The sequence below is a fragment of the Streptomyces sp. WAC07094 genome (assembly GCF_036320405.1).
Lineage (GTDB): Bacteria > Actinomycetota > Actinomycetes > Streptomycetales > Streptomycetaceae > Streptomyces > Streptomyces lannensis.
Window position 1 is genome coordinate 3,465,041 of record NZ_JAVMJZ010000001.1, and the last position, 26,999, is coordinate 3,492,039.

19 protein-coding genes are annotated in these 26,999 nt (G+C 72.4%); 6 read left to right on the plus strand and 13 right to left on the minus strand.

Annotated elements, in window-relative coordinates; translation table 11 throughout:
• Window positions 1–199: 199 nt before the first annotated feature.
• The gene (locus RCR19_RS15160) at window positions 200–1,264 is read left to right on the plus strand and encodes an NlpC/P60 family protein (RefSeq protein WP_331265645.1); all 1,065 of its coding nucleotides are present in this window, start codon (window positions 200–202) and stop codon (window positions 1,262–1,264) included.
• A gap of 52 nt (window positions 1,265–1,316) precedes the next feature.
• On the opposite strand, the gene RCR19_RS15165 is transcribed toward RCR19_RS15160, so the two are convergent.
• Together RCR19_RS15165 and RCR19_RS15170 are read right to left on the minus strand one after the other, a co-directional pair.
• The gene (locus RCR19_RS15165; protein WP_220293038.1) at window positions 1,317–2,045 is read right to left on the minus strand and encodes a response regulator transcription factor; all 729 of its coding nucleotides are present in this window, start codon (window positions 2,043–2,045) and stop codon (window positions 1,317–1,319) included.
• Window positions 2,042–3,370, minus strand: coding sequence for a PspC domain-containing protein (locus tag RCR19_RS15170; RefSeq protein WP_331269450.1), 1,329 nt, complete (start codon window positions 3,368–3,370; stop codon window positions 2,042–2,044). The genes RCR19_RS15165 and RCR19_RS15170 overlap by 4 nt, the downstream gene beginning before the upstream one ends.
• 200 nt (window positions 3,371–3,570) lie before the next feature.
• Here RCR19_RS15170 and RCR19_RS15175 point away from each other — a divergent pair, with 200 nt between their 5' ends.
• Complete coding sequence (locus tag RCR19_RS15175; RefSeq protein WP_331265646.1) at window positions 3,571–4,947, plus strand: PspC domain-containing protein; 1,377 nt, start codon at window positions 3,571–3,573, stop codon at window positions 4,945–4,947.
• On the plus strand, window positions 4,934–5,176 hold the full coding sequence (locus RCR19_RS15180) for a hypothetical protein (protein WP_331265647.1): 243 nt from the start codon (window positions 4,934–4,936) through the stop codon (window positions 5,174–5,176). Before RCR19_RS15175 ends, RCR19_RS15180 begins: the two co-directional genes overlap by 14 nt.
• Before the next feature lie 17 nt (window positions 5,177–5,193).
• On the opposite strand, the gene RCR19_RS15185 is transcribed toward RCR19_RS15180, so the two are convergent.
• The 3 genes from RCR19_RS15185 to RCR19_RS15195 form a co-directional block, all read right to left on the minus strand.
• Window positions 5,194–5,724 carry a TQO small subunit DoxD gene (locus tag RCR19_RS15185; protein WP_331265648.1) on the minus strand — a complete coding sequence of 177 codons (531 nt, stop codon included), beginning with the start codon at window positions 5,722–5,724 and terminating at the stop codon, window positions 5,194–5,196.
• Window positions 5,725–5,885: 161 nt separating this feature from the next.
• Window positions 5,886–7,175: a hypothetical protein gene (locus tag RCR19_RS15190; RefSeq protein WP_331265649.1), complete on the minus strand. Its 1,290-nt coding sequence runs from the start codon at window positions 7,173–7,175 to the stop codon at window positions 5,886–5,888.
• Between the two features lie 320 nt (window positions 7,176–7,495).
• Window positions 7,496–8,290, minus strand: coding sequence for a class II aldolase/adducin family protein (locus RCR19_RS15195; RefSeq protein ID WP_059127235.1), 795 nt, complete (start codon window positions 8,288–8,290; stop codon window positions 7,496–7,498).
• Between the two features lie 196 nt (window positions 8,291–8,486).
• Between RCR19_RS15195 and RCR19_RS15200 the strand changes: the two genes are divergently transcribed.
• Complete coding sequence (locus RCR19_RS15200; protein ID WP_331265650.1) at window positions 8,487–8,981, plus strand: pyridoxamine 5'-phosphate oxidase family protein; 495 nt, start codon at window positions 8,487–8,489, stop codon at window positions 8,979–8,981.
• A gap of 18 nt (window positions 8,982–8,999) precedes the next feature.
• Here the strand turns inward: RCR19_RS15200 and guaA are convergent, their stop codons facing one another.
• Window positions 9,000–10,589 (minus strand): glutamine-hydrolyzing GMP synthase, encoded by a 1,590-nt coding sequence (gene guaA / locus RCR19_RS15205; protein WP_331265651.1) that lies wholly within the window; start codon window positions 10,587–10,589, stop codon window positions 9,000–9,002.
• Window positions 10,590–10,904: 315 nt separating this feature from the next.
• Between guaA and RCR19_RS15210 the strand changes: the two genes are divergently transcribed.
• Together RCR19_RS15210 and RCR19_RS15215 are read left to right on the plus strand one after the other, a co-directional pair.
• Window positions 10,905–11,207, plus strand: a complete 303-nt coding sequence (locus RCR19_RS15210; protein WP_331265652.1) for a chorismate mutase — start codon at window positions 10,905–10,907, stop codon at window positions 11,205–11,207.
• Window positions 11,208–11,955: 748 nt separating this feature from the next.
• Window positions 11,956–12,996, plus strand: a complete 1,041-nt coding sequence (locus RCR19_RS15215; RefSeq protein WP_331265653.1) for an LAETG motif-containing sortase-dependent surface protein — start codon at window positions 11,956–11,958, stop codon at window positions 12,994–12,996.
• Between the two features lie 112 nt (window positions 12,997–13,108).
• On the opposite strand, the gene RCR19_RS15220 is transcribed toward RCR19_RS15215, so the two are convergent.
• The 7 genes from RCR19_RS15220 to RCR19_RS15250 form a co-directional block, all read right to left on the minus strand.
• A complete protein-coding gene (locus tag RCR19_RS15220) occupies window positions 13,109–14,914 on the minus strand; it encodes a GMC family oxidoreductase (RefSeq protein ID WP_331265654.1) in 1,806 nt (601 codons plus the stop codon).
• Between the two features lie 29 nt (window positions 14,915–14,943).
• Window positions 14,944–16,584, minus strand: coding sequence for a succinic semialdehyde dehydrogenase (locus RCR19_RS15225; RefSeq protein WP_331265655.1), 1,641 nt, complete (start codon window positions 16,582–16,584; stop codon window positions 14,944–14,946).
• A 203-nt stretch (window positions 16,585–16,787) separates the two neighbouring features.
• Complete coding sequence (locus tag RCR19_RS15230; protein ID WP_331265656.1) at window positions 16,788–18,437, minus strand: protein kinase; 1,650 nt, start codon at window positions 18,435–18,437, stop codon at window positions 16,788–16,790.
• 91 nt (window positions 18,438–18,528) lie between these two features.
• Window positions 18,529–20,184 carry a serine/threonine-protein kinase gene (locus RCR19_RS15235; protein ID WP_331265657.1) on the minus strand — a complete coding sequence of 552 codons (1,656 nt, stop codon included), beginning with the start codon at window positions 20,182–20,184 and terminating at the stop codon, window positions 18,529–18,531.
• A gap of 138 nt (window positions 20,185–20,322) precedes the next feature.
• Window positions 20,323–21,927 carry a serine/threonine-protein kinase gene (locus RCR19_RS15240; protein ID WP_331269451.1) on the minus strand — a complete coding sequence of 535 codons (1,605 nt, stop codon included), beginning with the start codon at window positions 21,925–21,927 and terminating at the stop codon, window positions 20,323–20,325.
• Window positions 21,928–22,157: 230 nt separating this feature from the next.
• Entirely contained in the window at window positions 22,158–24,752 is a 2,595-nt protein-coding gene (locus tag RCR19_RS15245) for a protein kinase (RefSeq protein ID WP_331265658.1), read from the minus strand.
• A 170-nt stretch (window positions 24,753–24,922) separates the two neighbouring features.
• Window positions 24,923–26,965, minus strand: coding sequence for a serine/threonine-protein kinase (locus RCR19_RS15250; protein ID WP_331265659.1), 2,043 nt, complete (start codon window positions 26,963–26,965; stop codon window positions 24,923–24,925).
• Between the last annotated feature and the right edge of the window lie 34 nt (window positions 26,966–26,999).

A 26,999-nucleotide genomic window follows, 5' to 3' on the forward strand; every position in this document is an offset into this window, starting at 1 on the left:
CATCACGGAGCGGTCACGGTGAGGTTTAGCGTCCTGCACCAGGTGGCCGGCTCCCCACCACCGCCCGGGCCAGGGGCGGCCGTCGGACACCACCGCCGAGAAGGTCCGGCGGCGGCGCGCTCCCCCTGTGCGGGCCGCCGCCGGACGCGCGACACCGCCCGGGACGACCGGCGGTCGTACGAAAGGACGGGACGGCCAGGTGGCAGCGCACCGCAAGCCCAGACAGCGTTCGATCGGCGGCAACACGGTCCGCACCGCCGCCACGATCGCCCTCGCGGGAGCGGCTACCGCGACCGGTCTCGAGGGCACGGGGCACGCCGAACCGCAACTCTCCCCCGCCCAGGTCAAGGCCGAAGTCGACAAGCTGTACGAGCAGGCGGAGGTCGCCACCGAGAAGTACAACGGGGCGAAGGAGGAGGCGGCCGAGGCCCAGACCCGGCTCAACTCCCTGCGCGACGAGGCGGCCCGCCGTACGGACCGGCTCAACACGGCGCGCGAGGCACTCGGTTCGGCCGCGGCGGCGCAGTACCGCGGCGGCGGCATCGACCCCTCGGTGCAGCTCCTGCTCTCCTCGGACCCCGGCCGGTACCTCGACGACGCCGCTTTCGCCGAGCGGGCCGACGACCGGCAGGCCGCGGCCGTGAGCCGTGTGCGGGGGCAGCTGCATGAGATCGAGCGGCTGCGCGGCGCGGCCCGGGTGGAGCTGGCCTCCCTGAAGTCACGGCAGGCGGAGCTGCGCCGGCAGAAGCAGACGATCACCGACAGGCTGGGCGAGGCGCGCCGGCTGCTGTCCCGTCTGACAGCCGGCCAGCGGGCACAGCTCGCGGGGGACGGGAGCACCGGACGGGCGTCGCGCTCCGCACTACGGGGTCTGGCACCGATGTCGGCCGCCGCCGCGGCCGCCCAGGCCCCCAACACACGGGCGGCGGCCGCGCTGTCGTACGCGTACGGCAAGCTGGGCAGCCCCTATGTCTGGGGTGCGACCGGCCCCAACGCCTTCGACTGCTCGGGCCTGGTGCAGGCCGCCTACCGCTCGGCGGGCGTCTCGCTGCCGCGGACCACCTACGCCCAGATCGGGGCGGGACACCGAGTCTCGCGCTCCGAACTGCTCCCCGGCGACCTGGTGTTCTTCTACTCCGGCGTCAGCCACGTGGGGATCTACGTGGGCAACGGTCAGATGATCCACGCGCCCAACCCCTCGGCGCCGGTACGGCTGGCGCCGATCGACCAGATGCCGTTCGCGGGGGCCACCCGGGTGGTGTGAGCGGCCCCCTGATCCCCGAAGCCCCCGTGTCGTGTACGTCCGGTGAGGGCCGTCAGACCAGCCGGCGTGCCGTCGCCCAGCGCGTCAGCTCGTGCCGGTTGGACAGCTGGAGCTTGCGCAGGACCGCCGACACATGGGACTCGACCGTCTTCACCGAGATGAACAGCTGCTTGGCGATCTCCTTGTACGCGTAGCCGCGGGCGATGAGGCGCAGCACCTCGCGCTCGCGCTGGGTGAGGCGGTCGAGGTCCTCGTCGACGGGCGGGGCGTCCGTCGAGGCGAAGGCGTCGAGGACGAAGCCGGCCAGGCGCGGCGAGAAGACCGCGTCGCCTTCCTGCACACGGAAGACGGAGTCGACCAGATCGGAGCCGGTGATCGTCTTGGTGACGTATCCGCGGGCGCCGCCGCGGATGACACCGATCACGTCCTCCGCCGCGTCCGAGACGGACAGCGCCAGAAAGCGGACCGGCCGCTCCGCGTCGGCCATCAGCGGTGCGCACCGGCGCAGCACCTCGACGCCACCGCCGCCGGGCAGATGGACGTCGAGGAGCACCACCTCCGGCCGGGTGGCGGTGATGACGCTCACCGCCTGGTCGACGTCCGCGGCCTCGCCGACGACCTCGACCCCGGTCCGCTCGGTCTGCCCGATCTCGGCCTGGACACCCGTGCGGAACATCCGGTGGTCGTCGACGAGCACGACCCGCACACGCCGCTCCTCGGCGCCGCCCCCGCTCGCGCGCTCCGGCTCCACCGGGCCGGCCGGCTCGTTCGCGTCGCTCATGACGTCCTCTCCGCCCTCTCCATCTCCAGCTCGACCTCCGTACCGCCGCCCGGCACGGAGCGCAGTCGTGCCGTACCGCCGTTGCGCTCCATACGGCCGATGATCGATTCTCTGACACCCATGCGGTCGGTGGGAATCGTGTCGAGGTCGAAACCGGGACCGCGGTCGCGCACGGACACGAAGACGGTCCTCTCCTCGACCTCGGCGTAGACCTGGACGGCGCCGCCCTCGCCACCGTACTTGGCGGCGTTCACCATCGCTTCGCGCGCGGCCTGCATCTGCGCCGCGATCCGCTCGTCGAGGGGGCAGTCGCCGACGACGACGACCTCGATGGGCACGCCGTGCTTGTCCTCCACCTCCGCCGCGTTGCGCCGGACCGCCTCCGCGAGGGTGTCGGGCTCCTCGTCCTCGTCCTTGCCGGTGCCCTCCGGCTTGTAGAGCCAGGCGCGCAGGTCGCGCTCCTGGGCGCGGGCGAGGCGGCGCACCTCGCCTGCGTTCTCCGCGTTGCGCTGGATCAGGGTCAGCGTGTGCAGGACCGAGTCGTGGACATGGGCGGCGACCTCCGCGCGCTCCTGGGCGCGGATGCGCATCAGGCGCTCCTCGGACAGGTCCTGGGTGATCCGGACGAGATAGGGGCCCGCGAGCAGCGTGACGCCGACGAGGACCGCGAGCGCCGCCTGGAGGACCGAGCCGAGGTGCGCCGCCGAGCCCTGGAGCACGAAGATGCCCGAGACCCCCGCGGTCACCAGCAGGACCCCGGCCGCGGCGCGCAGCAGCGTGAGTGTCCGCCGGCGGCTGCCCACCTCCATCCAGCGCGCCCGTCGCGCGTTGTCCGCCTGGCGCCAGACCAGGGCGACACCCGCGGCGACGAGGACGGCCGGGATGAGGTAGGCCTTGGCCCCGCCGCCGAGGTTCACGCTGCCGACGAAGGTCAGCGCCACGACGACCATGAGCAGCAGGGCGACGATCTGGCCCCGGTCGGGCTTGCGGGCGACCAGTCTGCGCCGGCCGTCGGGCGAGGTCTCGGTGCCGACCAGGGACGGGGAGCGCCGGTCGTCGACGCCGCCGACACCGAGCGGGACGAAGAACCAGAACGCGGCGTACAGCAGCGCGCCGAGTCCGTCCGCCGTCATCAGGCCGACGAACACCAGACGCACCCAGATCACGGGCAGCCCCAAGTGCCCGGCGAGCCCCCGCGCCACGCCCCCGAGCCAGCGTCCGTCGCTGCTGCGGTAGAGCTTGCGCGGCGGCCGCGGGTCGTCGGGGAGCACTGCTGCGGCGTCCGGCATGCCATCGATGGTCACACGACCGGCCCATCGGTACATCAGGGTCGGCCCCTTAGACACCCCTGAACTTCACCTTCCCCGGGCGCCGGGCACGCCCCGGTGATCCGGCGGCGCCCCCCACGGACGTCCCGGCGGCCGATCCGGCGCTCGCCTCCCCCGACGGCTGTCGGGCGGATTTCAGGGTTCGGCCAGGGTCGTACGGACTGCCGCCGGGCCGCCGCGCCGGAGACCATGGACGTATGACGGATCAGCACCACGCGGCAGCGGGACGGAGGCCGGGCACGAAGCACGGCCCCGCCGCCGGGCACGGCCCCGCCGCGGACGAGGAACCGCGCGCGCCCGAGGGCCCGGACCCCGTCGGGGACGCCGGGCGCTTCCGGCGTGACCGGCGGCACAAGATGCTCGGAGGCGTCTGCGCAGGTCTCGGCCGGCAGTGCGACATGGACCCGGTGATCTTCCGGATCGTGCTCGCGGTGCTCTCCGCGACCGGCGGCCTCGGTCTGATCTTCTACGGCTTCGTATGGCTCCTCGTCCCCTACGACGACGAGGAGGAGAACGAGATCCGCAAGCTGCTGACCGGCCGCGTCGACGGACAGGGCCTGGCCGCGATCCTCTTCGCCCTGGTGGGCTGCGGGGTTTTCCTGTCGATGCTCAGGAACGGCGGGGTACTGACGTTCGCCGCCATACTGTCGCTGCTCCTGGCCGGCGCGGGGTTCTGGTCGCGACAGCGCGGCGCCCCCGATCCCGACCCGCTCGCCGCGCAGGCGGTGGCCGACGCGCCGCCGGAGGCGACGGCGCCCCCCGTGCCCGACGCGCGTCCCTCCTGGTGGCGCGATCCCATCGTCAAGGACGGCACCCATGTGGGCGGCACCGGCTATCTGTGGGGACCCAGCGACACCCCGACCCACGCGGCCGCGGCCGCCGGCACCGACCGCCCGTCGTACGGGCAGCGGACACGGGCCACGGCCCCGCCCAGATCACGGGGGCCGCGCTGGATCGGCGGCTGGACGTTCTTGTTCGCCCTGCTCGCGGGCGCCCTCGGCACCGGCCTGAGCTGGGACGACCGGACGCTCGGCACCAGTCTGCAGACGGGCCTGGCCAGTGCGCTCCTGACACTGGGCGCGGGCATCGCGCTCAGTTCGTTCCTGGGCCGCACGGGGGCCGGTTCCCTCTTCCTCGCCGTCCTCACGGCGGGGCTGCTCGCCGCCTCGGTGGCCCTGCCGAAGGACATCACCACACACTGGACCCGCACGACCTGGGCACCGACCTCGGCGGCGGCCGTCCGCGAGACCTACGATCTGGGCACCGGTGTCGGCACTCTGGACCTCAGCCGTCTGGACCTCGCCCGGGGCCGGACGGTGACGACCCATGCCGAGGTGGGAGCGGGCCGGCTCGAGGTGGTGGTCCCGAAGGACGTCACGGTCGAGCTGAGGATCGACGCGGGTCTCGGAGACGTCCAGTTGCCCGGTGACTCCCAGAAGGACGTGGATGTGCAGCCCGACCGGCATGAACAGCTGACGCTCTCCCCCGCGCCGGGCACGAGGAGCAGGGGCACGCTGAACCTCGGACTCGAGGTCGGCGTGGGACAGGTGGAGGTGACCCGTGCTGCGTCATGAGTTCCAGCCCGGCCGGCTGATCGCCGGCGCCGTCCTGACCGCCGCGGGTGTCGTCTACCTGGGCGCAGCGAACGGGGCCTGGGCAACGCCGTGGTTCGCGATCGTTCCGATGGTCTGCGGCGGCCTCTGCCTCGCGGCCGTGACAGGCCTCGCGGCCCGGGCGATCCGCAGGGGACGCTCGGGCCGCACGAAACCGCTCTCCGGACGTGGCGGCGCCGCGGCGCCGTAGACCGGGAGAGCCGTCGCCTAGCGGTACTCGCCCGAGCGCTGCCGGCGCCGGGCGCGGATGGCGGCGTCCAGGGAGAGCACCGGGGCGCCGGCGAGGACCAGCGGGAGCCAGGCCATCAGGTAGGCCAGGTCGTTGCCGTAGTAGTACGGAGTGGACGCCCAGCTGACGGTCAGCCAGAGGCTCAGCGAGATGAGCGCACCGCCGAAGGCGGCGAGCCGGCTCAGCAGACCGACGAGCATGCCGATGCCGACGGCGAGTTCACCGAAGGCGATGGCGTAGCCGAAGCCCACGGGGTTCTTCAGCGCCATGTCGACCAGGGCCGGGATCGCCGACGAGTCACGCACGCTGCGCATCAGGTCACCTATCGAACCCGAGCCGGAGGCGTGCATGAAGGCGCTGTTGGTGAGCTTGTCGACACCCGCGTAGATGAAGGTGATCCCGAGGAAGATACGCAAGGGGAGCAGTGCGTACCGCGTGGCGGTGTCCCGCCAGTCACGGCTGTCGTTGAGATAAGAGGTGTGGGAGTCCGTGCGAATACCGTGAGCCATCCTGTGCGCCGCCTCTCGCCCGCCATGCCGTTGACCCCTCAACAGACCATACGTACGAAAGTCGGCTCCCGCTCAACCGCTACGCGTCATTTTCGCCTCGTTGACGGGTACGCGTCGATGCCGCGATGCCCGGGGCGCGGGTCTCCCGGCGGCGGCCGGGGTCATTCCGTCACATCGACGGCCACCCGGTTGGTCTCCACTCCCGCGGCGGTCACCACCTGTACCTCCACCCTCCCCGGCTCGACGTCCGCGGGTACGGGGACCGTGAGCAGCGAGTCCGTCGGATTGCTGAAGCCGCCGACGACCGGGACCAGGGGGACGTGAACGTGGACCGCTCCTATGCGGACCACCATCCGGGACAGACGATCCGCCGACTGGGCGCCGGGCGGTACGAAACCGGCACCGCGGATCTCGATGTCGTCTCCGGTGCGGATCGGGGCGTCCAGATCGCCCGCCTCCCGCGCCCGGACCACGGAGAGAACCACCGGACGGCCGCCCTCCGCGAACTTCCCGGCGAAGTAGGTGGCCGCCGAGACCAGGACCAGCAGGGCGAGGCCCCAGGGCAGGTCGGGGAGCTGGTCGGGGCGTCGGGCCAGCCGCACCGCCGCGAAGACCAGGGCGACCGCGTTGATCACCACGTACTGCGTGTCCGCGAAGCTGCCGCGCCCCGAATCGTCCGTCAGCAGGTCGGCCGCCCTCGGCCGGTCGGCAGGCACCTTCTGCAGGCGCTGGCCGAGGACCCGCAGCCCGACCACCCGCCGTACCAGGACCGCGATGCCGCACACGACCGCGAGCACGGTCACCGCACCCGCTCCGCGTGCGAGGTCCAGACCGGCGATCAGCGCGTCCCGCCTGTCGTGCGCGGAGGCCATCGCCAGCTCGCCGGCCAGCATCAGCACCGCGTACACCACGAACAGCACCCAACTCGCCGCCACCGCACGGGAGGTCGACAGCCGGTTGTCCTCTCCGACGACGGGGGCGAGCGCGCCGCCGCGCGCCTGGTGCAGATACCCGGCGACGGTCAGCGCGGCACCCACCAGCAAGGCCGCGATCAGCCCGGCCGTCCGCGCTGCGGTCCACCCCGCGCCGATCGCCGTCAGTGCCTGGGCCAGCAGCAGGAAGCCCGCCACGGCCCACACCCAGGTCGCCGTACGCCGCCACAGCCGGCCCAGCCAGGCCTCACCGTCGGCCCGGCTGCGTTCGGCGACGAGATCCGCGGACTGGGTCAGTTCGTCGGACACCCACTGGCGGGAGGCGGACGCGGAGTGCGCGACGGCCGAGGGCAGTCCCCGCCCGGACGCGAACTCCTCGCGCTTCGCCAGGAACTCGGCGACCGCTCGCCGGTGCCCCTCGCGCACGCCGTGCGGGCAGTCCCCGCAGGTGCAGCCACCTTCGTGGGCGTCCCGGCCGCTGCCGCGTCCCGCGCCCTGCCTCGCCTCCTGCACCGCCACGCCCGCTGCCGCCTTCCCCGCGCCGGATCACCAAGTCGCACCCGTGACAACTGACGTGCGACGACAGCGAATTGTGCCGTACGGAACACGCCCCGCGTCCGCCAGGTCCGGTCAGCCCGGGTGAAAGAACGAATCTCCGGGTTGACCGGGGTCGAAAACGCCGTCGACCCGGCTGCGAGTATTCCGCAGGACCCCGACCGTCCGGCACGACGGGGGCCGGTCGCCGGCATCCACCCGGTGCGGATCGTGCCGGGACGACGCGAACGCAGGCGCGGCTCCGGAACCCGCACGGGCCGGGCGGGTTCCGGCCGGCGCGGCCGTCAGCTGAGCAGATCCGGTTCGCTCCGGCTGATGTCCTGCCACAGCGGCTGGTAGTTGATCCAGGCCACCAGATCACCGCCGAGCTGCTCCCGGGTCGCCACCGCCTGCCGATGCTCGATCAGCACGGGCCGTCCGGCCGCCTTCGCGGTCAGCTGCACCTGGCACGAGCGCTCCATCGACATGAACCACCAGGCGGCCGCGTCCACCGAGTCCCCCACGGTCAGCAGCCCGTGGTTGCGCAGGACGAGCGCCTTGCGGGTGTCCAGGGCGGTCGCGATCCGCCGGCCCTCCTCGGCGTCCACGGCGACGCCCGTGTAGGCGTCGTACACCGCGTGGTCCTCGTAGAACGCACAGGACTCCTGGGTGATGGGGTCGAGGAGATCGCCGAGCGCGGCGAGGGCGCGCCCGTGCACGGAGTGGCAGTGGGCGACCGCGACGACGTCCGGGCGGGCGGCGTGGACCTGGGCGTGCACGGTGAAGGCCGCCTGGTTCACGTGGTACCGGCCCTCGATCACCTGCCCGTCCTGGTTGGCCAGCACCAGATCGCTCACGGTGACGTGCCGGAAGGGCATGCCGAACGGGTTCACCCAGAAGCAGTCGGTGAACTCGGGATCCCGTGCGGTGATGTGCCCGGAGACGCCGTCCTCGAAGCCGAGCCGCCCGAAGAGCCGCAGCGCTCCGGCCAGCCGCTCCTTGCGGTGCTGTCGTTCGTCGTCCGACGACTCGTGCATCGGCGGCATGGCGAACTGCAACCGGTCGGTGGGCAGGGGCAGCGGGGGGGTGGGCCCGTGCATGTGTCCTCCAGCACTGGGTTCCTGTACGCAGCGGAAGTTACCGTCGGTCGTCGCAGGAGAACAGAGTCGTTCGGTGAAGAGAGTGCGCAACCGTTACGCGCGGTGGGGGCACGGCCCGCGCCGAGCGCCGGGTGAAGGGCGAATCGTTCGTCATACCGGACAGAAGCTGTCGGGTATGCGCGGCAGACTCGGTCCCATGAGCACCGAGAGCCCAACGCCCCCCGTGAACTGGTCCGCCTTCGTCACCGCTGCGCCGGCCCTCGCCAGGACCGTCGAGGACCGGTTCGGCGCGTTCACCCATCACATCCTCGCGACCCTGCGCAAGGACGGCTCGCCGCGCACCACCGGTCTCGAGGTCCGCTTCCTGGACGGCGAGCTGTGGCTCGGCATGATGCCGGACTCGCTCAAGGCGCTCGACCTGAGCCGCGATCCGCGTTTCGCGCTCCAGGCCAACCCGGGGCCGGGCACCGGGATGGGCGGCGGCGATGTACGCATCGGCGGCCGGGCGATCGAGGTGACGGACCCGGGGGCGAAGGCCGGGTATGTGAAAGAGGCGGAACCGCCGGAGCCGTTCCACCTCTTCCGCACCGAACTGACGGAGGTCGTGAGGACCCACGTCGAGGACGACACCTGTCTGGTCGTCGAGATCTGGAAGCCCGGTGCGCCGGTGCGCACTCTCAGGCGGACCTGACCCGGGAGGTCTCCCGGGTCACTCCCACTCGATGGTCCCCGGCGGCTTCGAGGTCACGTCGAGGACGACGCGGTTGACGTCACGGACCTCGTTGGTGATCCGGGTGGAGATCTTCCCGAGCACGTCGTACGGAAGCCGCGACCAGTCGGCGGTCATGGCGTCCTCGGACGAGACCGGCCGCAGCACGATCGGGTGACCGTAGGTCCGGCCGTCGCCCTGGACGCCGACGCTGCGCACATCGGCGAGCAGAACCACCGGGCACTGCCAGATCTCGCGGTCGAGGCCGGCCGCCGTCAGCTCCTCGCGGGCGATGGCGTCGGCCTCGCGCAGCAGGTCGAGACGCTCCTTGGTCACCTCGCCCACGATGCGGATCCCGAGGCCGGGGCCCGGGAAGGGCTGGCGCTGGACGATCTCCTCCGGCAGGCCGAGCTCCTGGCCGACCATGCGGACCTCGTCCTTGAACAGCTTGCGCAGCGGCTCGATCAGCTGGAACTCGAGGTCCTCGGGGAGGCCGCCCACGTTGTGGTGGGACTTGATGTTGGCCGTGCCGGTGCCGCCGCCGGACTCGACCACGTCCGGGTACAGCGTGCCCTGGACGAGGAACTCGACCGGCTCCCCGCTCTCGCCGGCCTCGGCGATGATCTCCGCCTGGGCCTGCTCGAAGACGCGGATGAACTCCCGGCCGATGATCTTGCGCTTCTCCTCGGGGTCGGAGACGCCCTTGAGCGCGGTGAGGAACCGGTCCTCGGCGTCGACGACCTTCAGCTGGACGCCCGTGGCGGCCACGAAGTCCTTCTCGACCTGCTCGGTCTCACCCTTGCGCATCAGGCCGTGGTCGACGTAGACGCAGGTCAGCTGGGAGCCGATGGCCTTCTGCACCAGGGCGGCGGCCACGGCGGAGTCCACGCCGCCGGAGAGCCCGCAGATGGCCCGCTTGGTGCCGACCTGCTCGCGGATCGCCTCGACCTGCTCCTCGATCACGTTGCCCGTGGTCCAGGTGGGGGTCAGGCCCGCGCCGCGGTAGAGGAAGTGCTCCAGCACCTGCTGGCCGTGCGTGGAGTGCATGACCTCGGGGTGGTACTGGACGCCGTACAGCTTCTTGTCGTCGTTCTCGAAGGCGGCGACCGGCACGACGTCCGTGGACGCCGAGACCGTGAAGCCCTCGGGGGCGGCGGAACAGGCGTCCCCGTGGGACATCCACACGGACTGCTCGGCCGGAGTCCCCTCGAAGAGGGTCGAGGAGGGACGCGAGACGGCCAGAGCCGTACGGCCGTACTCGCGCGCTCCGGTGTTGTCCACCGTGCCGCCGAGTGCCTGGGCCATCAGCTGGAAGCCGTAGCACATGCCGAAGACGGGGACACCCGCCTCGAAGAGAGCGCGGTCGACGGTCGGGGCCCCCTCCTCGTAGACCGACGAGGGACCGCCGGAGAGGACGATCGCCGCCGGGTTCTTCGCGAGCATCTCCTCGACCGGCATGGTGCTCGGGACGATCTCGCTGTAGACCCGGGCCTCACGGACGCGACGGGCGATGAGCTGGGCGTACTGCGCGCCGAAGTCGACGACCAGGACGGTGTCGGGGGCGGCGGCAGCGGGGGTCGCTGATGACACGTGTTGCCTTCCGGCGGCTTGACAGGGGGCTGTGCCACCGATTCTAACGGGGTGGGCGCGAGTGACCCCCGTCTCACGATACGAGCCCGTTTGGACCCCGGCGCCGCCCCGGGCATACTGGGCGCATGCTCGCGCACACGATCTTCGTCTTTACCTATGGCAACCGGCCCACCGGCTGCCATGGTCGTGCTGCTTGAGCCACTGACAAGCGACTTCCCAGGCGCCCCGGGCCGTTACGGTCCGGGGCGCCTGGCGTTTGCGGACCGTGCCGATCCGGGACACCTCATTCCGACCCCCCGTGAGGAGCCCCCCGCCATGACCGCCACCACCAGCGAGCAGACGGCCGCCGAGAAGACCGGCGCCCACACCCCCGAGGCCGCCGACGTGATCAACGGCGCCCGCGAGCGCATCGACACGCTCGACGACCGCATCATCGGCCTCATCCAGGAGCGCGTGGCCGTCTCCGCCGTCGTCCAGGAGGCCCGTATCTCCTCGGGCGGGCGGCGGGTGAACCTCTCCCGCGAGATGGAGATCCTCGGCCGCTACCGGGAGGCTCTCGGCAAGCCCGGCACGTCCCTCGCCATGACCCTTCTGGAGCTGTGCCGGGGCCGCATCTGACGGCTCGCGCGGATCCGCCTGCGACGAACGTCCGCTGCACCCACGTTCGTACGCCCTCTCACCCGTACGGCGCGTGACCGCCACCCCACGAAGTTCGTTGTGCCCGGTGTCCGTGTCAGCCAGGGGCGGGCCCGAGAGAACCACGCGTGGCTCCGCTGGGGTGATGAGACGTACGGATCGTGCCGTGCGTCGTGGGACCTCGCCCCAGGGATGTGACCGGACGGCAGGGGACAGCAGCCCGGTCACCCAGAGAACGGTCGGCTCCGGGGACGCCCGGGGCCGACCGGCGGGATCCCGTCGAGGTCGGTCGAAGCGGTTGCGGAGGCCGTGTTCAGACCAGCATCGAGCCCGCCGGCCGCCCGGCCGGCGCACACAGACAAGCGGCGCAACCCCCCGGCGCCGCTCATGGCACCGGCGCCACTCTGACGTCGGTGCTGACGAACGAAGGGCCCCGCGGTCCTCCCCGCGTCGTTGACGACGAACAGGGGACCCCCTCGCCGCGGGGCCCTTCGTCTGCCGCCGGACGGCGTCCGCACCGCGCGTCCGCCTCGGCCCCGACCGGGTTTCGGCCATTCGCCGCCGATGTGACCCAGGCCACATAAAAACTGTGTGAACACCGTGCAACCGTTCACATGCCCCACGGGTCACACCTACCGAATCAAGGGCCACGACCCGCGCCCCACACGCGGAGGCCTCCCCCCAGTTTGTGCCGTGTCTCCCACGGCACACCTGACTTCTCGAGGTCTTCATGAAGCTTCGTCGCGTTCTGGTCGCCGCGGCGGCGACCACCGCCATAGCACCACTCGCGCTCGTGTCGGCGCCGGCCGTGTTCGCGGACGACGCGCCCAGCACGGACACGAACACCAGCATCGTCACGACGGCTCCGGAGACGACGCCCGAATCGACTCCTCCCACCACGGAGCCCGAGTCGACCCCGCCGACCTCGGCGCCGGCGACCTCCGACACGGCGACCACGCCGGGGACGGCGGCGCCCGCCTCCCAGACGGCCGGCAACCCGACCGGCTCGACCCCGACGCAGTCGGCACCCGCCTCCACCCCGCCGGCCTCCGCCACTCCCTCCACCGAGCCGTCCGAGCCCGCCGACCTCTGCACCGACGAGGACGGCAACGACACCACCCAGCTCAGCGCCGATCTGCGCAGCGGTCTGTCGGGCCTGCCCGAGACGATCGTCGCGGGCAGCGGCTGGAAGGCGTTCTCGTTCAACGTCTCCAACCACGGGGACAACGAGATCAAGGACATCAAGCCGCTCATCGGTGTCGCCGCGGAAGGCTGGGACGGGAAGGACTACTCCGGCAAGATCGCCGTCGAGGTCTTCGACTCGGCGAGCGGCACGTGGCACACGGTCGCGGACGCCGCGGGCGAGGGTGGCACGTTCCCCGCGTTCTCGCTCGGCGCCGGTCAGTCGACCTCGTTCAAGCTGCGCCTGAGCGTCAGCGGCAAGGTGCCGGACGCCATCGGCGTGACCGGCGGCTTCGCCCAGTACTCGGACGCCGAGGGCTGCTGGATGGCCGATGACCCGAAGGGCTGGATCTACTTCTTCGACATCCTCGCCGCGGGCTCCGACGCCGGTCACCCGAACGAAGCCAAGCCGCAGACCGGCGGCTCCCTCACCGAGGTGAGCGAGGTCGACGCCACGGGCAGCCTCGCCGAGACCGGCTCCAGCTCGGCCCTGCCCATGATCGCCCTGGTCGGCGGTATCGCGGTCGTCGCCGGTGGCGGTGCCGTGTTCGCGGTGCGGCGCCGGAAGACGGGTGGTCAGGCCGCGTAAGGCCTGAAGGACCGTCGCACAGACTGCGTCAGGCGTCCCGAGCGCCTCGCACACAAGAAGAAGGACCTGGGCTCGGAGGGGGGCTCAGGTCCTTCTTCCTTCTTCGGTTCCGCTACTTCTTCGGCGGCACCGCCGGCATTCCGAGGAACGGCAGTCGCAGCGCCCCGAACGCCTCCACCGGCACCGCCGGATGCAGGGGTTCCACCGGCTCGAGGCGTTCGTAGCCCGCGCCCTGTGCCGGACGCGGGTCGGCCTCCCCCTTGTTCGGCCAGTACGACATCGCCCGCTCGGCCTGGGCCGTGATCGTCAGCGAGGGGTTGACGCCCAGGTTCGCGGACACCGCGGCCCCGTCGACCACCGAGATGCCGGGGTGGCCGAACAGCCGGTGGTACGGATCGATCACTCCCTCCTCGTGCGAGGCGCCGATCGGACAGCCGCCGAGGAAGTGGGCGGTGAGCGGGGTGCCCATGAGCTCACCCACGTTGCTGCCCGGAAAGCCGTTGATCTCCTCGGCGATCGCGGACGCCGCCGTCGAGGCGGTCCTGATCTGCTTCGGGTTCGGAGCGCCGTGCCCCTGCCGGGCGGTCAGCAGTCCCTTGCCGGGTCCCTTCGGCTTCAGATAGGTCGTCAGGGAGTTGTCCAGCGACTGCATCACCAGGCCGATGATGGTCCGCTCCGACCAGCGGCGGTTGGACAGGGACCGGACCAGCAGCCACGGGTGGCGCGCCACGTTGGCGAGCCAGACCAGGGCGCGCGAGGAGCCGTCCGCGTAGGGGACCTGGAGGATCGACAGTCCGCCCATCGCGTTCGATCCCTTGCCGTAGCGGACCGGCTCGATGTGCGTGTCCCCGTCCGGGTGGATCGAGGAAGTGATCGCCACACCCTGCGTGAAGTCGGCCTTGGCCCCGCCGTGCGCCTTGCGATAGCGGCGGTCGTCCGTCTGGGCGCCGACCAGCGCCTCGGAGTTGGTGCGGGTCAGCTCGCCCAGCCGGTCCGAGATCCGGGGCAGCTGGCCGTTGGTCTTCATGCGGTGCAGCAGGGTCTGCGTCCCGTAGGTACCCGCCGCGACCACGACCCGCCGCGCCTTGAACAGCCGCCCCTCGCCCTTGCGTTTGTCGTCCGTCGGCAGGGTCGCGACGGCGTATCCGCCCTGCGAGTCGTCCGTGACCGACACGACCGTCGTCATGGGGTGGACGACCGCACCGGCCTTCTCGGCCAGGTAGAGGTAGTTCTCGTTCAGGGTGTTCTTCGCGCCGTGGCGGCAGCCCGTCATGCACTCGCCGCACTCGGTGCAGGCCCGGCGGGCGGGTCCGGCGCCGCCGAAGTACGGGTCCGGGACCTCCTCGCCGGGCGTGACCGTGACCGTGCCGTCCGCGTCCTCGCCGTCGCCGAAGAAGACGCCGACCGGCGCCATGTGGAAGGTGTCGCCCACGCCCATCCGCTCTGCGGCCGCCTTGAGATGGACGTCCGACGGCGTGAGGGTCGGGTTGAGCCGCACGCCCAGCATGCGCCGCGCCTGGTCGTAGTACGGCTTCAACTCCTCCTGCCAGTCGGTGATCCCCTTCCACTGCGGGTCGTCGAAGAAGGCCTTGGGCGGCACGTAGAGGGTGTTGGCGTAGTTGAGGGAGCCGCCGCCGACCCCGGCGCCCGCGAGCACCATCACATTGCCCAGCAGGTGGATGCGCTGGATGCCGTACATACCCAGGGCCGGCGCCCACAGGTAGTTCCTGAGGTCCCAGGAGTTCTTCGGCAGCGACTCACGCGTGAAGCGGCGGCCTGCCTCCAGGACGCCCACCCGATAGCCCTTCTCGGTCAGACGCAGCGCGGTGACCGAACCGCCGAAGCCTGAGCCGACGACGACGACGTCGTAGTCGTAGGCGTCGTCGCCCTGATCGCGGACGGAGTTCTCCTGTGACACGTGCTCTCCTCGTCGAGAGTTGGTGCTGTCTAGCGGAGGCGGAACGCCTTCATCACCCGAAGGCTGCGGCTCATGAACGCCGCGTACTTCTCGTCGTCCATGCCGAGCGACGGCGCCATCGGCAGCAGCCGCTGATGGGCCACGGTCTGGGCCTCGGTGTACTTGAGGATGCCCTCGGAGCCGTGGCGCCGGCCGAGCCCCGAGTCCTTCATGCCGCCCATCGGTGACTGGACGCTGCCGTACGCGGGCGCGTAGCCCTCGTTGACGTTGACCGTGCCGGTGCGCAGCCGGGCGGCGACCGCGCGGCCACGCCGCCCGTCCTTCGTCCACACGGAGGAGTTCAGGCCGTACGCCGTGGAGTTGGCGCGCTCGACCGCCTCGTCCTCCGTCCTGAAACGGTAGATCGACACGACCGGGCCGAAGGTCTCCTCCGCGCAGACCGACATGGGCGCCTCGACCCCGTCGAGGATGGTGGGCTCGTAGAAGTAGGGACCGATGTCCGGGCGGGCGACCCCGCCGGCCAGCACCTTCGCGCCCTTGGCCTGGGCTTCCTCGACATGCCGGGTCACGGTCTGCAACTGCCGCTCGCCGACCAGCGAACCCATGTCCGCGCCGTACGCGAGGGACGTGCCGAGCCGCATCGCCCTGGTGCGGGCCGTGAAACGCTCCAGGAAGGCGTCCGCGATCGATTCGTGGACGTACAACCGCTCGATGGAGATGCAGAGTTGGCCGGCCGAGGAGAAGCAGGCGCGCACGGCCCCGGCGGCAGCCTTCTCGATGTCGGCGTCCTCGAGGACCAGCATGGCGTTCTTGCCGCCGAGTTCGAGCGAGACCCCGACGAGACGGGCGGCGGCGCCCTGGGCGACCTCACGACCGGTGCGGGTGGAACCGGTGAAGGAGACGTAGTCGGCGTGCCGGACGACCTCCGGGCCGACGACCGGGCCGTCGCCGATGACGATCTGGAACACCTCGGCCGGCAGCCCCGCCTCGATCAGCAGGTCCCGTGCCCACAGCGCGGTCAGGCAGGTCTCCGTGTCGGGCTTCATCACGACGGCGTTGCCCGCGACGAAGGCCGGGAGCGCGTCGCCGACCGACAGTTCCAGGGGGTAGTTCCAGGGTGCGATCTGGCCGACGACGCCCCGCGGATGGCGCAGTTCGGTGACGCGGGTCAGGGTGGGCACGGCGCCCGTGTGCCGCTTGGGACCCAGGTACGAGGGCGCCTTGCGGCCGTAGTGGCGGGACGCGACGGCGACGGCCTGCACCTCCTCGTGGGCGTGCAGGCGTGCCTTGCCGGTCTCCAGCTGGATCAGGTCCAGGACCTCGGCCTGGCGCTCCAGCACCAGGTCGTGGAAGCGCAGCAGGACGGCGGCGCGCTGCCGCACGGGCGTCGCCGCCCACGTCGGCTGGGCCTTGCGGGCCCGCGCGAACGCCTCGGCCACGTCCTCGGGCGTGGACTCGGGCAGGTCCGCCAGCTTCTCACCGGTGAACGGCGTGTGGTTGGCGGTGCGGCCGGAGCCGACCACTCCCTTGGTGAGCTGGGCCACCAGCTCGGGCGTGACCACGTCGACGGCGGTGCGGGCGCCGGCGGGGGACGGCGCGAGGGGATTGGTGCCGGCCGTGCCCGAACCGGTCTTGTCGGTGGCCTTCTCCGGGGCCTGCGAGTCCGTCATGACGCGCAGGGTATGACGGGTCGAAGCGTTTGGGTACCCGTCGGTAACGGGCTTTCACGGGGTGTCCACACCGTGCCAGTGACCGCTGGCAGCAAATGCGCTGATCAGGGCGTTGTCAGGAGATCACCGCACCGGTGGCGACTTTCGGGCGGTCCCCGGCCCGGGCCCGTCCCGTCCGCCGCGAGAACGCCGGACGGACTTCGCTACAACCTGTCGACGCCCAGGTTCGCGATCGCCGTGCGCGCCACCTCACGTCCGCGCTCCGTGAAGTCGCCGTCGCCGGGGTAGCCGACGGTGAGCTTGTACATGTCGCCGGCCGAGTTCTTGTAGTAGAAGATCTTCAGCTCGCGCGGAAGCGGGTTCCGGCTGTCGTTCGTCGTATAGGCGACGGTGTTCTGCGCGGCCTGCCGGCCCCGGTAGCGGATCTCCTCCGGATGCGTCTTCTTCGGACCCGATGCCATCTGCAGTTCGTAGGCGCCGCTGTCCTTGAACTCGCCGTTCTCCGCGTACATCTCGGCCGCCGAGGAGTCCTTGATCTGATGGGAGCTGTCCTCGGACCTCCGCGCCAGATGGAGCACGACCGAGATGCTCCCGCTCAGATCGGAATACGTCACCCGGTTCTTGTCGGTGTCGTCCTTCTCGGGCCTGTACACCCGGTAGTTCGCGGGCACCGCGAGCGTCGCGCCCAGCGCCTTCTCCCGGTGCTGCTTCCAGCCGTCCGGCAGCGGCCCCGCGAACGGGTCCGCGACGACCAGAGCGATCACCGCCGCCGCCGCGACGACCGCGGCGCCGATCCCGAACAGCGCCTTGCGGCCCGGACGCAGGCCTCGGCCGCCGGGGACGGTGAGCGGCACGCCCTGCGTCGGCTGCGGCTCTCTCACCGCCTCCTGCAGCAGCCGCCGGACCTCGGCCGCGTCCGGGCGTCGCTCGGGCTCCTTGGTCAGCAGGCCGTTGATCACGTCGGCGAGCGGACCGCGGGCCGGGGCCGTCGGGGTGGCGTGGAGGACGGACTGGAGGGTGGCGGGGGTGTTGGCGCGGCGGAACGGCGAGACACCCTCCGTCGCCGCGTACAGCACCACACCGAGCGACCACAGATCGGACGCCGGCCCGGGGCGCCGGCCCAGCACCCGTTCCGGCGCGATGTACTCGGGCGAGCCGACGAAGCCCCCCGTGTCCGTCAGATTCGTCTCGCCCTCGATCTGCGCGATGCCGAAGTCGGTGAGCACGACCCGGTCGTACCGGCCGAGCAGGACGTTGGCGGGCTTCACATCACGGTGCAGGATGCCCGCCCCGTGCGCGGCCTCCAGCGCGCCGAGCACCTCGAGGCCGATCCTCGCCGCCTCGCGCACCCCGAGCGTGCCCTCCTGGAGTACGTCGCCCAGGGACCGGCCCTGCACCAGCTCCATCACGATCCAGGGCCTGCCGTCGACGACCGCCACGTCGTGCACGTTCACGACGGAGGGATGGTCCAGACGCGCGGCGGCCCGTGCCTCACGGCGCATCCGCTCGTAGGCGTTGGCCTGTTCGCGCTCGGGGAGGTGGTCGGGGACCCTCGGTTCCTTGACGGCCACCTCACGGTCCACCGTTTCGTCCTTGGCCCGCCACACCGTGCCCATGCCCCCGTGGCCGAGCTTGGCGAGCAGCCGGTAGCGGCCTGCGACGAGCCGCCCGGCCCCCGGCTCCCGCGGCGCGTCCGGTGCGACCCGGGTGGGGACGGCCTGGGGCTGGGAGGCCGCCTGCGGTTGCGGCTGTGCGTACGGGTTGCCCGGGTACGGCACACCGGGCCGCGGCGGTTGCAGTCCGAAACTCGTCGGCTCGTCGGGCCGTTGAGGCCCTCCCCCGTAGGTGCTCATGCGCTCATGCTTATCGTGCGGGCGCTCCTTCAGCCACCCCCGTCCCACACCGGTCACAGACCCGTGACGCACCGGGTGAGATGTCTCCGGTTCAGGACGGGACGAACGTGTCCACCGCGACGTCGAAGTACTCCTTCGCCTCCCGCGCCTTCCCGACCGGCGCCGACACCCACACGTCGTACATCCTGCCGCCCTGCTCCCAGCACAGGTCGTAGGTGTGCCGCGGGCCCTCGGCCGCGGAGAAGCCGTTCCAGGTGAACTCCCAGAGCGCCGCCGGGTTCCCGCCGTGCGACGTGCCGACGACCCGGCCGTCCCGGTAACCCGGGTTGTTGTCCGGCCCGTCGGCGGCCGAGCGCCGCATCACCGCGAGCGGGCCGCCCTCTTCGGGTTCGGCCACCTTGATGCCGATGCGGAACGTCCGGCCGGGCGACATGTAGAAGATCCGCTCGCCCTGCGGGACACGCGTGAACCCTTCCGGCACGGCGAGCGAGAACCCTCCCGCGTCCCGCATCCGCCGATACCCGGAGGGCGCCCCTGACACCGTGGCCGATGCCGAAGGGGACGCCGGGCCCGAGGAGGGCGGGCGCGTCACCGTCACCGTGGGGGCGGGCGGAGACCCCGGGCCGGACGGCTCCGTGCCCACCGATGTACGCGGCGGCGACGAACTCGCGGGCGTGCCGGGGGCGCCACCGCCGTCGCGCAGCAGCAGCGCAGCCGCCGAGACGCCGGCTCCGGCCATCGCCGCGACCAGCGCGGCCGCTACCAGGGCGCCCCGTGCGGACGGCTTGCCCGCCGGGGATCCGGCCCCCGCCTGCCGCGCGGCCGCCTCGCGCCCGTCCCACGGGACCGGCGGCACGACGCGCCGGGGCATGTCCCGCTGCGTCGGCGTGTACGCCACCGGCGCCCTCGGCGTCCGTCCGGTCTCCAGGAACTCCCGCAGCAGCCGCTCCGCCTCCGCCCCGTCCAGACGCCGGCCCGGATCGCGCTCCAGCAGCCCCCGTACGACGGGAAGGATCGGCTGGGCCTGCGCGGGAGGCCGGATCTCGTCGACGACCACCGCGTGCAGGATCCCGCCCAACGAGTCCCGCCGGAACGGCGACTCGCCGCTGAGCACGGCGCACAGCAGCGCACCCAGCGACCACAGATCGGACTCGGGCCCGGTCCGCACCCCGGACATCCGCTCGGGTGCGGTGTACTCGGGCGAGCCGACGAAGGAGCCGCTCTCGGTGAGCGTGGTGGCGCCCTCGACCTGCGCGATACCGAAGTCGGTGAGGACGACGCGGTCGGTCTCCGCCTCCATCAGCACGTTCGCGGGCTTGAGGTCGCGGTGCAGCACCCCCGATTCGTGCGCGCGGCGCAGCGCGCCCAGCAGGGCGATGCCGATCCGGGCGGCCTCGCGCGCGTCGACGGGTCCGCGGTCGGCCAGGCGCTCGGCGAGCGAGCCTCCGTCGATCAGCTCCATCACGATGTAGGGACGCTCCTCGTGCTCGACGACGTCGTGCACGACGATGATGTGCGGGTGCCGCAACTGCGCGACCGCGCGCGCCTCCCGCAGGGTGCGCTCGCGCTGCAGCCGGGCCTCTTCGGTGGAGAGCGAGGCGTCGAGGACGAGCTCCTTGACCGCGACCTGCCGGCCGAGCAACTCGTCGGTCGCCCGCCAGACGACGCCCATGCCGCCCCGGCCGATCCGCTCCTGAAGCCGGTAGCGGCCCGCTATCACACGGACGTGTCCCCCCTCGGTCCCCATGAGCCCCATGATGCCGCACGGGACACGAACCCTCCCGGACGCTGTCGTCACAGTGGCCGACAAGCGACGCAAGAGGGCGTATGGACGGGGTGCGGTGGACGTTCGGGGGCGCACGAGGGGGCGTGCCGGCCCCGGCCGTCAGCCGGTCGGCTGACGCCAGGCCCTCAGCAGCACGTCGAACTGCTTGCGCGTCGCGTCCCAGTCCTCCGCCGGACCGGACATGTAGATGGCGTACTCGACTCCGTTGCGGCCGATGTACGTCTCCTCGATGTCATGGCGCGGACCGGGGAACTGCGTGTCCTTGGTGAACGTGAACTCCCACTCGGAGCCTTGGCAGTCGCGGTAGATGTTCTTGTGCAGCGTCACCCGGTTGTAGTCGGTCAGCCCCTGAATCTGCTGTTCGAGGTCGACCTGGTGCTCGTACGACTCGTCGAAGTCCGGCGAGTCGTCGATGGCTATGCGGATGAAGTGCCGGCCGCCGTCGGGCGTGTAGTCGGTCTGGAAGGAGTCGTACTTCTTGCGCTTCCACTGCTTGCCCGGAAGGGCGATGGTGAAGCCCGCCACCGGATCCTTCTTGCGCACCCACCCGTCGGGCAGGCCGCTCCCGGCCTGCTGCGAACCCTGGGCGGGCGGGGACGGGTCCGAGGCGGAGGTGGAACCGACGGACAGGCCGGTACCGGTGTCCCGGTCGGCGAACCGGTTCACGGCGACCGCGCCCGCCGCGCCGACGACCGCGGCCACCGCGAGGACCAGCGCGACCGTGCGGCCGCGGCGCCGCGCACGCGGTGCGGGCGGCGCCGCGGGCTGGGTTCGCCCGACCGCCCGGGCCTCGTGCGCCTCACCCCGCCCCGGGGAGTTCACCGTGGTGTCCTCGCGGTGCGGCAGGTCGACGTGCTGCGTCGATACGTACTCCTGTGCCGACCTCGGCCGCCGTCCCTCGGCGGCCTTGGCCAGCATCTGCTCCAGCTGTGCCGCGCCCGGCCGGTGCACCGGATCCTTGCTCAGCAGGGCCGCGATGACCGGGCCCAGCGCGCCCGCGAACCGCGGCGGCTCCGGGTTCTCGTCCACCACGGCCTGCATGGTGGTCAGCGGCGAGGTGCGGCGGAACGGCGATCTGCCCTCCACCGCCGTGTACAGGGTGGCGCCGAGCGCCCAGAGGTCGGAGGCGGGGCCCGGGTCGTGGCCGCGGACCCGCTCGGGTGCGAGGTAGTCGACGGACCCGACGATCTCCCCCGTACGCGTGATGGTCGAGTCGCCCTCGACCTGCGCGATGCCGAAGTCGGTGAGCAGCACACGTCCGTCGGTGGCGAGCAGCACGTTGCCCGGCTTCACGTCGCGGTGGAGGACGCCCGCCGCGTGCGCGGCGCCCAGCGCGCGCAGGACCCACAGCCCGATGCGCGCCGCCTCGGGTGCCTCGATACGGCCCCGCTCCTTGACAGCGTCCGCCAGCGAGCCGCCCTCGACCAACTCCATGACGATCCAGGGCCGGTTGTCGTGCTCCAGGACGTCGTGGATGGTGACGACGGCGGAGTGGTTGATACGCGCGGCGGCCCTGGCTTCGGCGTGGGTCCGGGCGAGCAGTACCGCACGGTCACTTTCCGTGACGTACAGGGCGGCCGTCAGTTCCTTGATGGCGACAGCCCGGTGCAGCACCTCGTCGTGGGCACGCCACACCCGGCCCATGCCGCCGCTGCCGATGGAATCGACGAGCCGGTAGCGGCCCGCGAGGAGCAGGCCCTGCATCTGATTCACGTTTCCCCGCAATGCTCTTGACGAGGTCACATTAAAGAGGGGCCCCCACCCAGGGAACCGGCGGGGGCGGAACGGAGACCGCACTGTGACGGTTCTCCCTTCCACGTACGGGACGGAACCACCGCACACTCAGCCCAATCGGACCCCGTTGCTTGTGCGTTGAACGAGCTTTGCGAGGTTCGCGGGGCGCGCGGAACGGGGCGAGCGGTGACGGACCGTGCTCAGCCGGTCGCCTGGTAGGTCTGCTCCGCCTGTTCGTACAGGCGGGTCACCTCGTCGCGTTCGGCCTCCGGGCCGCGGAGCTGCACCACGTGGTAGCGGCCGCCCACGGTGACGACGAGATTGCGCACGAACAGCTCCCGGCCGTCACCGTCGGTCCAGGTGAACTGCCCCTCGACCAGGGTCCGTCCGCCGACGTCGATGCGCCGCATCCCGCTGGAGGTGGCCCAGGTCGAATCGCGGAACGGCTGCAGTTCGGGCTCCGACTCCCGCTGGTAGGACAGCGGATCCGTGCCGTACGTGGCGGTGCTGTCGCGTCCGGGCACGACGATCAGCTCGAAGTCGCCCCGGGAGTAGACGACCTGGGAGCGCCCGTTCTTCGGCGTGCGCTCCCATCCCTCGGCCACCGCGACACGGAAGCCCTCGGGGTCCTCCCGCACCGTGAAGCCCTGGGCGGCCTGGCCCCCGCTGGTCTGCGTCTCCGCCGAACCGGCGGTCGGCGAAGGGCTCTTGGAACCCTCCCGGCCGGGCCGCCCGGCGTCGCTCGTGGCGGACTGCCGCGGAGCAGGGCCCACTTCACCCGCGGCACGGGTGCGCTCCCCCACCGTGCCGCCCCCGTGGCTGCCGGAGTCGGCCTTCGGCATGAACACCATGGCGTACGCGAGCGCCGCGGCCAGTGCGAGCAGGATCAGCAGAAGCAGGGTGCGGCCGAGTCTCCGGGGCCGCGGTGGCCGGTCGTCCCTGGCCCGCTTGTGACGGGCGTGGGTGGTCGCGGGAACCCCGGCGCGACGCCTGCGGACCAGCTCGCCGCGGCGGCGCACGATCGGCAGCCGCCCGGGGTCGACCGGCGGCGCCGCGATGACATGCGCGCCCGCATCCGGCTCCGGGGCGGATCTGACGAGGGAGCGCAGCCAGCCCCGCAGTTCCTCGAAGTCGGGGCGGTCGATGGGGTCCTGACGCAGCAGCGACTCCACGACGGGGCGCAGCGATCCGCACTCCTCGGCGAAGGCGGGCGGTTCCGCACAGACGAGCTGAACCAGCTCGGCGGTGTTCTCCTCGGGGTAGGGCGCGTGGCCCTGGACCGCACGGAACAACAGCGCGCCCAGGGCCCAGAGGTCGGTCGCGGGCCCGATCGGCGCGGCCAACTGCCAGTTCTCGTGCACCGGTCCGGCCTGCTCGGGCGCCCACCGTTCGGTGACGGGCCCGACGACGGCCATCCGCGCCTGCCGCGCGCGCTCGGCGGCCAGTGCGGTCGCGGGGCCGCGGTGGTTCCACTGGGTACCGGGAGCGGCCGGGACGGCGCCGGGCGCTCCCGCGGCCGCGGTCCCGTACGGCCCGCCCGTACGGGAGCCGGGGGTGCCGTACGGGCCGCCGCCCTCTCCCTGCGGCGCGGAGGTGCCGCCCGGCAGCGCGGCGTGCCCCCGGCCGTCGGTCACGGGCGCCACGGGACGTGGGACCGCGCCGTGCCAGGACGCCGTACGGCCCACTCCATAAGGGTCGACGATCTGCCCGGGCGGGGTGTCGGTGCGGTGCTCCACCACCTCCCCGGACGCCTGGGACGGTGCCGCGGGGCCGGTGCCGGCGGTACGGGGTCCGGGCAACGCCGCCCGGTCGCCGCGCTGTTCCTCCTGCACCCGGGCCGCGGCCCGCGCGCCCGCGCGGTACGCGGCGATCGCCCCGGCCCGGGCCGCGCGCACGTCTCCGGCGGACTCCAGCACATGGGGTCCCGCGGCGGGCACAACACCACCGGGGATACCGGCACCGGGCACCGCGCCGCCCGCCCGCGCCTCGATCGCGGCCCGCCGCGCGGCCTCCGGGTCCATGCCCTGCGCGGCCCCGCCCACGGGCCCGTGCGTACCGCCGGTGGGCCGCCCACCGGGACCTCCGGCTGTGGGACCGCGGTCCGCCGGGGCACCGGGCCGGGAGCCGGGAACGTCACCGGCCCCGGCCGCTGTGGCGTCGGCCGGTTCGGACTCCCCTGGTGGCACCGGGTCGTAGCCGCACAGCGCTTCCTCCGCGGCGCCGGTCGCCAGACCGGTCAGGACCACGCGTCCGTCGTCGCAGACGAGGACCGTGCGCGCGGTGATGTTGCGGTGCACCCAGCCGTGGGCGTGCAGCACGCGCAGCGCCATGAGGACGTCGGCGGCGACCTCGGCGGCCCGGTACGGCGTCAGCGGGCTCTGCTCGAGCAGGTCCTCCAGCGGACGTGCCGCCACCAGTTCGCTCACTATCCACAGCGAACCGCTCTCGGCGAACACGTCGAAGACCTGGTCGAGCCGGGGGTGGTCGGGTATCTGCGCGGCGGCCTGCGCCGCCTCGATCGCACGGCGCACCGCGGGTTCGGCCGGCCGTCGTGTGGCCGCCGTGCGGGCGGAGGCGCCCCGGGACCGGCCCTCGCGCGCCACGAATCCCTCGGGCAGTCCGTCCGCGCCGAGCACCTCGGCCTCGACCACCTCGGGCAACGGCACCTGGCGTACCAGGACTTCCTGACCGCTGTAGGTGTCGAAGGCGCGCGTCTCGGCCAGTTCGTACTCGTCGGGGGGTGGCAGCGGCAGGCGGTAGCGGTCGGCGAGCACCCGACCCGCATAGTCGTCCACGATGCCTCCCCCTGCCGCCCGGTTGGTCAATTCCGTTCGCCTTGCGTCCCGTTCTGGATGCGTACGGTCCGCAATCCCTCACGATACGTGCCGGAGGCAACCTGCAACCCGGGGATGTCATATCTCCCCGCCACACAACCGCGTCGAACATCAGCGCGATGCGTGGAACATCACGACTTGGGGCGGAAGGTCTCCGTCAGCGCCTTCCAGGTGTCCTTGCGCGGATCGCCGTCCCAGCCGGACGCCTTCGCCGTGTACAGCAGTGCGTAACCCTGGTGCGCGTTGACGACGAACCCGCGGTCGATGACCCGGTAGGCGGTGCCTCCGTCGGAGTACGAGAACTCCCAGTCGGCGGTGTTCCAGCCGCGGTAGTCCACCTTCTCGATCCGGATCCGCTTGTACTGGGAGCGCGTCATGTAGCGCTCCTGGTTCTTCCAGTCGGCCACCGGATCGTCCTTGGGCGTGGACGTCCAGGCGACGAGCAGCCGCTGCCCGTCGGGGCCGGTGAAGCGGTCCCCGGCGGAGTCCGACGAGCTGTACTTCCAGCCGTCCGGCAGCCCGATCGAATAGCCCTGACCGCCCTTGTACGGCGTCGTCGCCTCGTTGTCGTCCGACGGGGCCGACGGGGCGCTGCCGCTCGCACTGGCGCTCGCCGCCGGCGAACCGCCCCCGGTGTTCCGCTCGTCCGGATCGCCGGTCGCGGTGCCGCTGTCCGTGTGCGAGCCGTCGTCCTTGGTCCCGCCGCCGGCGGTGGCCTCCCCGGACACGGCCGACTTGGCGGCCCCCTTCTTGCTGTCCTGCGAGCCGCCGTCGCCACCGTGGAGAGCGATCGCGAGCACCGTCCCGAGCACGGCGAGGGCCACCACGACGGCGACGATCACCAGCGTGCGCTTCGGCACCACATCGGTGATCGGGGCCCGCGGCGGCTGGGCCGGACGCGGCGGCCGGTCCGGGTCGGGCACGATGGGCCAGCCCGAACTCGGCTTCGCCGTACCGGAGTCCGATCCGACGACGGCGGTGGTGTCCCTCTCGCCGGACGAGGCGGCCGCCGGACGGGGCACACCGGGCGTCCCGGCCGCGGGCGCCGCCGGGCTCCCGGACGACGCGGCCTCGGACGTCTCGTCGGTCGTGGATCCCGAGGTCCTGGACCGCGCCGCCGTCGCGGCGGCGGCCGTGGCCGCGCCGGCCGACACCGCGGCCTTGCGCACGGACCTGAGCGCCCCGCGCAGCCGCTCGGCGGCCTCCTCACCCCGCTTGGCCCCGGGCTCCGGGCTGTCGGCCCCCGTGCCCGCAGGCCCCTCGGGTGCCGGCGGCAGGGCCACGACCCGGGTCGCGTCGGCCGGCTGCGCCTCCTTGGGATCGGGCGCGTGGATGACCTCGGCGAGCATCGCCCGCGCGCCCCGGTCGTCCAGCCGCTGCTGGGGATCCTTGGCGAGCAGCCCGTAGATGACGTTCTTCAGCGGGCCCGCGTGCTTCGGCTCCTCGACCGGCTCGGTCATCACCGCCGTCAGCGTGGCGATGGCCGATCCCTTGTCGTAGGGCGGCACGCCCTCGACCGCCGCGTACAGCAGCCCGCCGAGCGACCACAGGTCCGCCGCCGGGCCCGGCTTGTGGCCGCGCGCCCGCTCCGGCGAGATGTAGGAGGGCGCGCCGACGAGCATGCCGGTGGAGGTGATGGACGGGTCGCCCTCGACCTGCGCGATGCCGAAGTCCGTGAGAACGACGCGGCCGTCCTCGGCGATCAGCACGTTCGACGGCTTCACGTCGCGGTGCAGGATGCCCTCGCGGTGCGCGGCGCGCAGCACGTCGAGGACCGCGAGGCCCACCTCCGCGGCCCGCTTCGGCTCCAGCAGGCCGTCCTCGCGGATGACCTCGGCGAGGGACTTGCCCTCGATCAGCTCCATCACGATCCAGGGCCGGTCGTCCTCGTGGACCACGTCGAAGACGGTCACCGCGCCGTTGTTGCGGATCCGGGCGATCGCCTTGGCCTCACGCAGCGTGCGGGTGATGAGCCGGCGCTTCTCGTCCTCGTCGATGCTCGAGGGGAACCGCAGCTCCTTCACGGCGACCGTGCGGCCCAGGGTCTCGTCCTTGGCGCGCCACACGGTGCCCATGCCGCCGCGGCCGAGTACATCCCCCAGCCGGTAGCGCCCGGCGAGGAGACGTTCGCTCTTGTCCTGACGGGGTGTGCCCGCCCGCTCCGCCTCCGACATGCGTCCCCTCATGCAACCCGCCCTGACAGAGCCT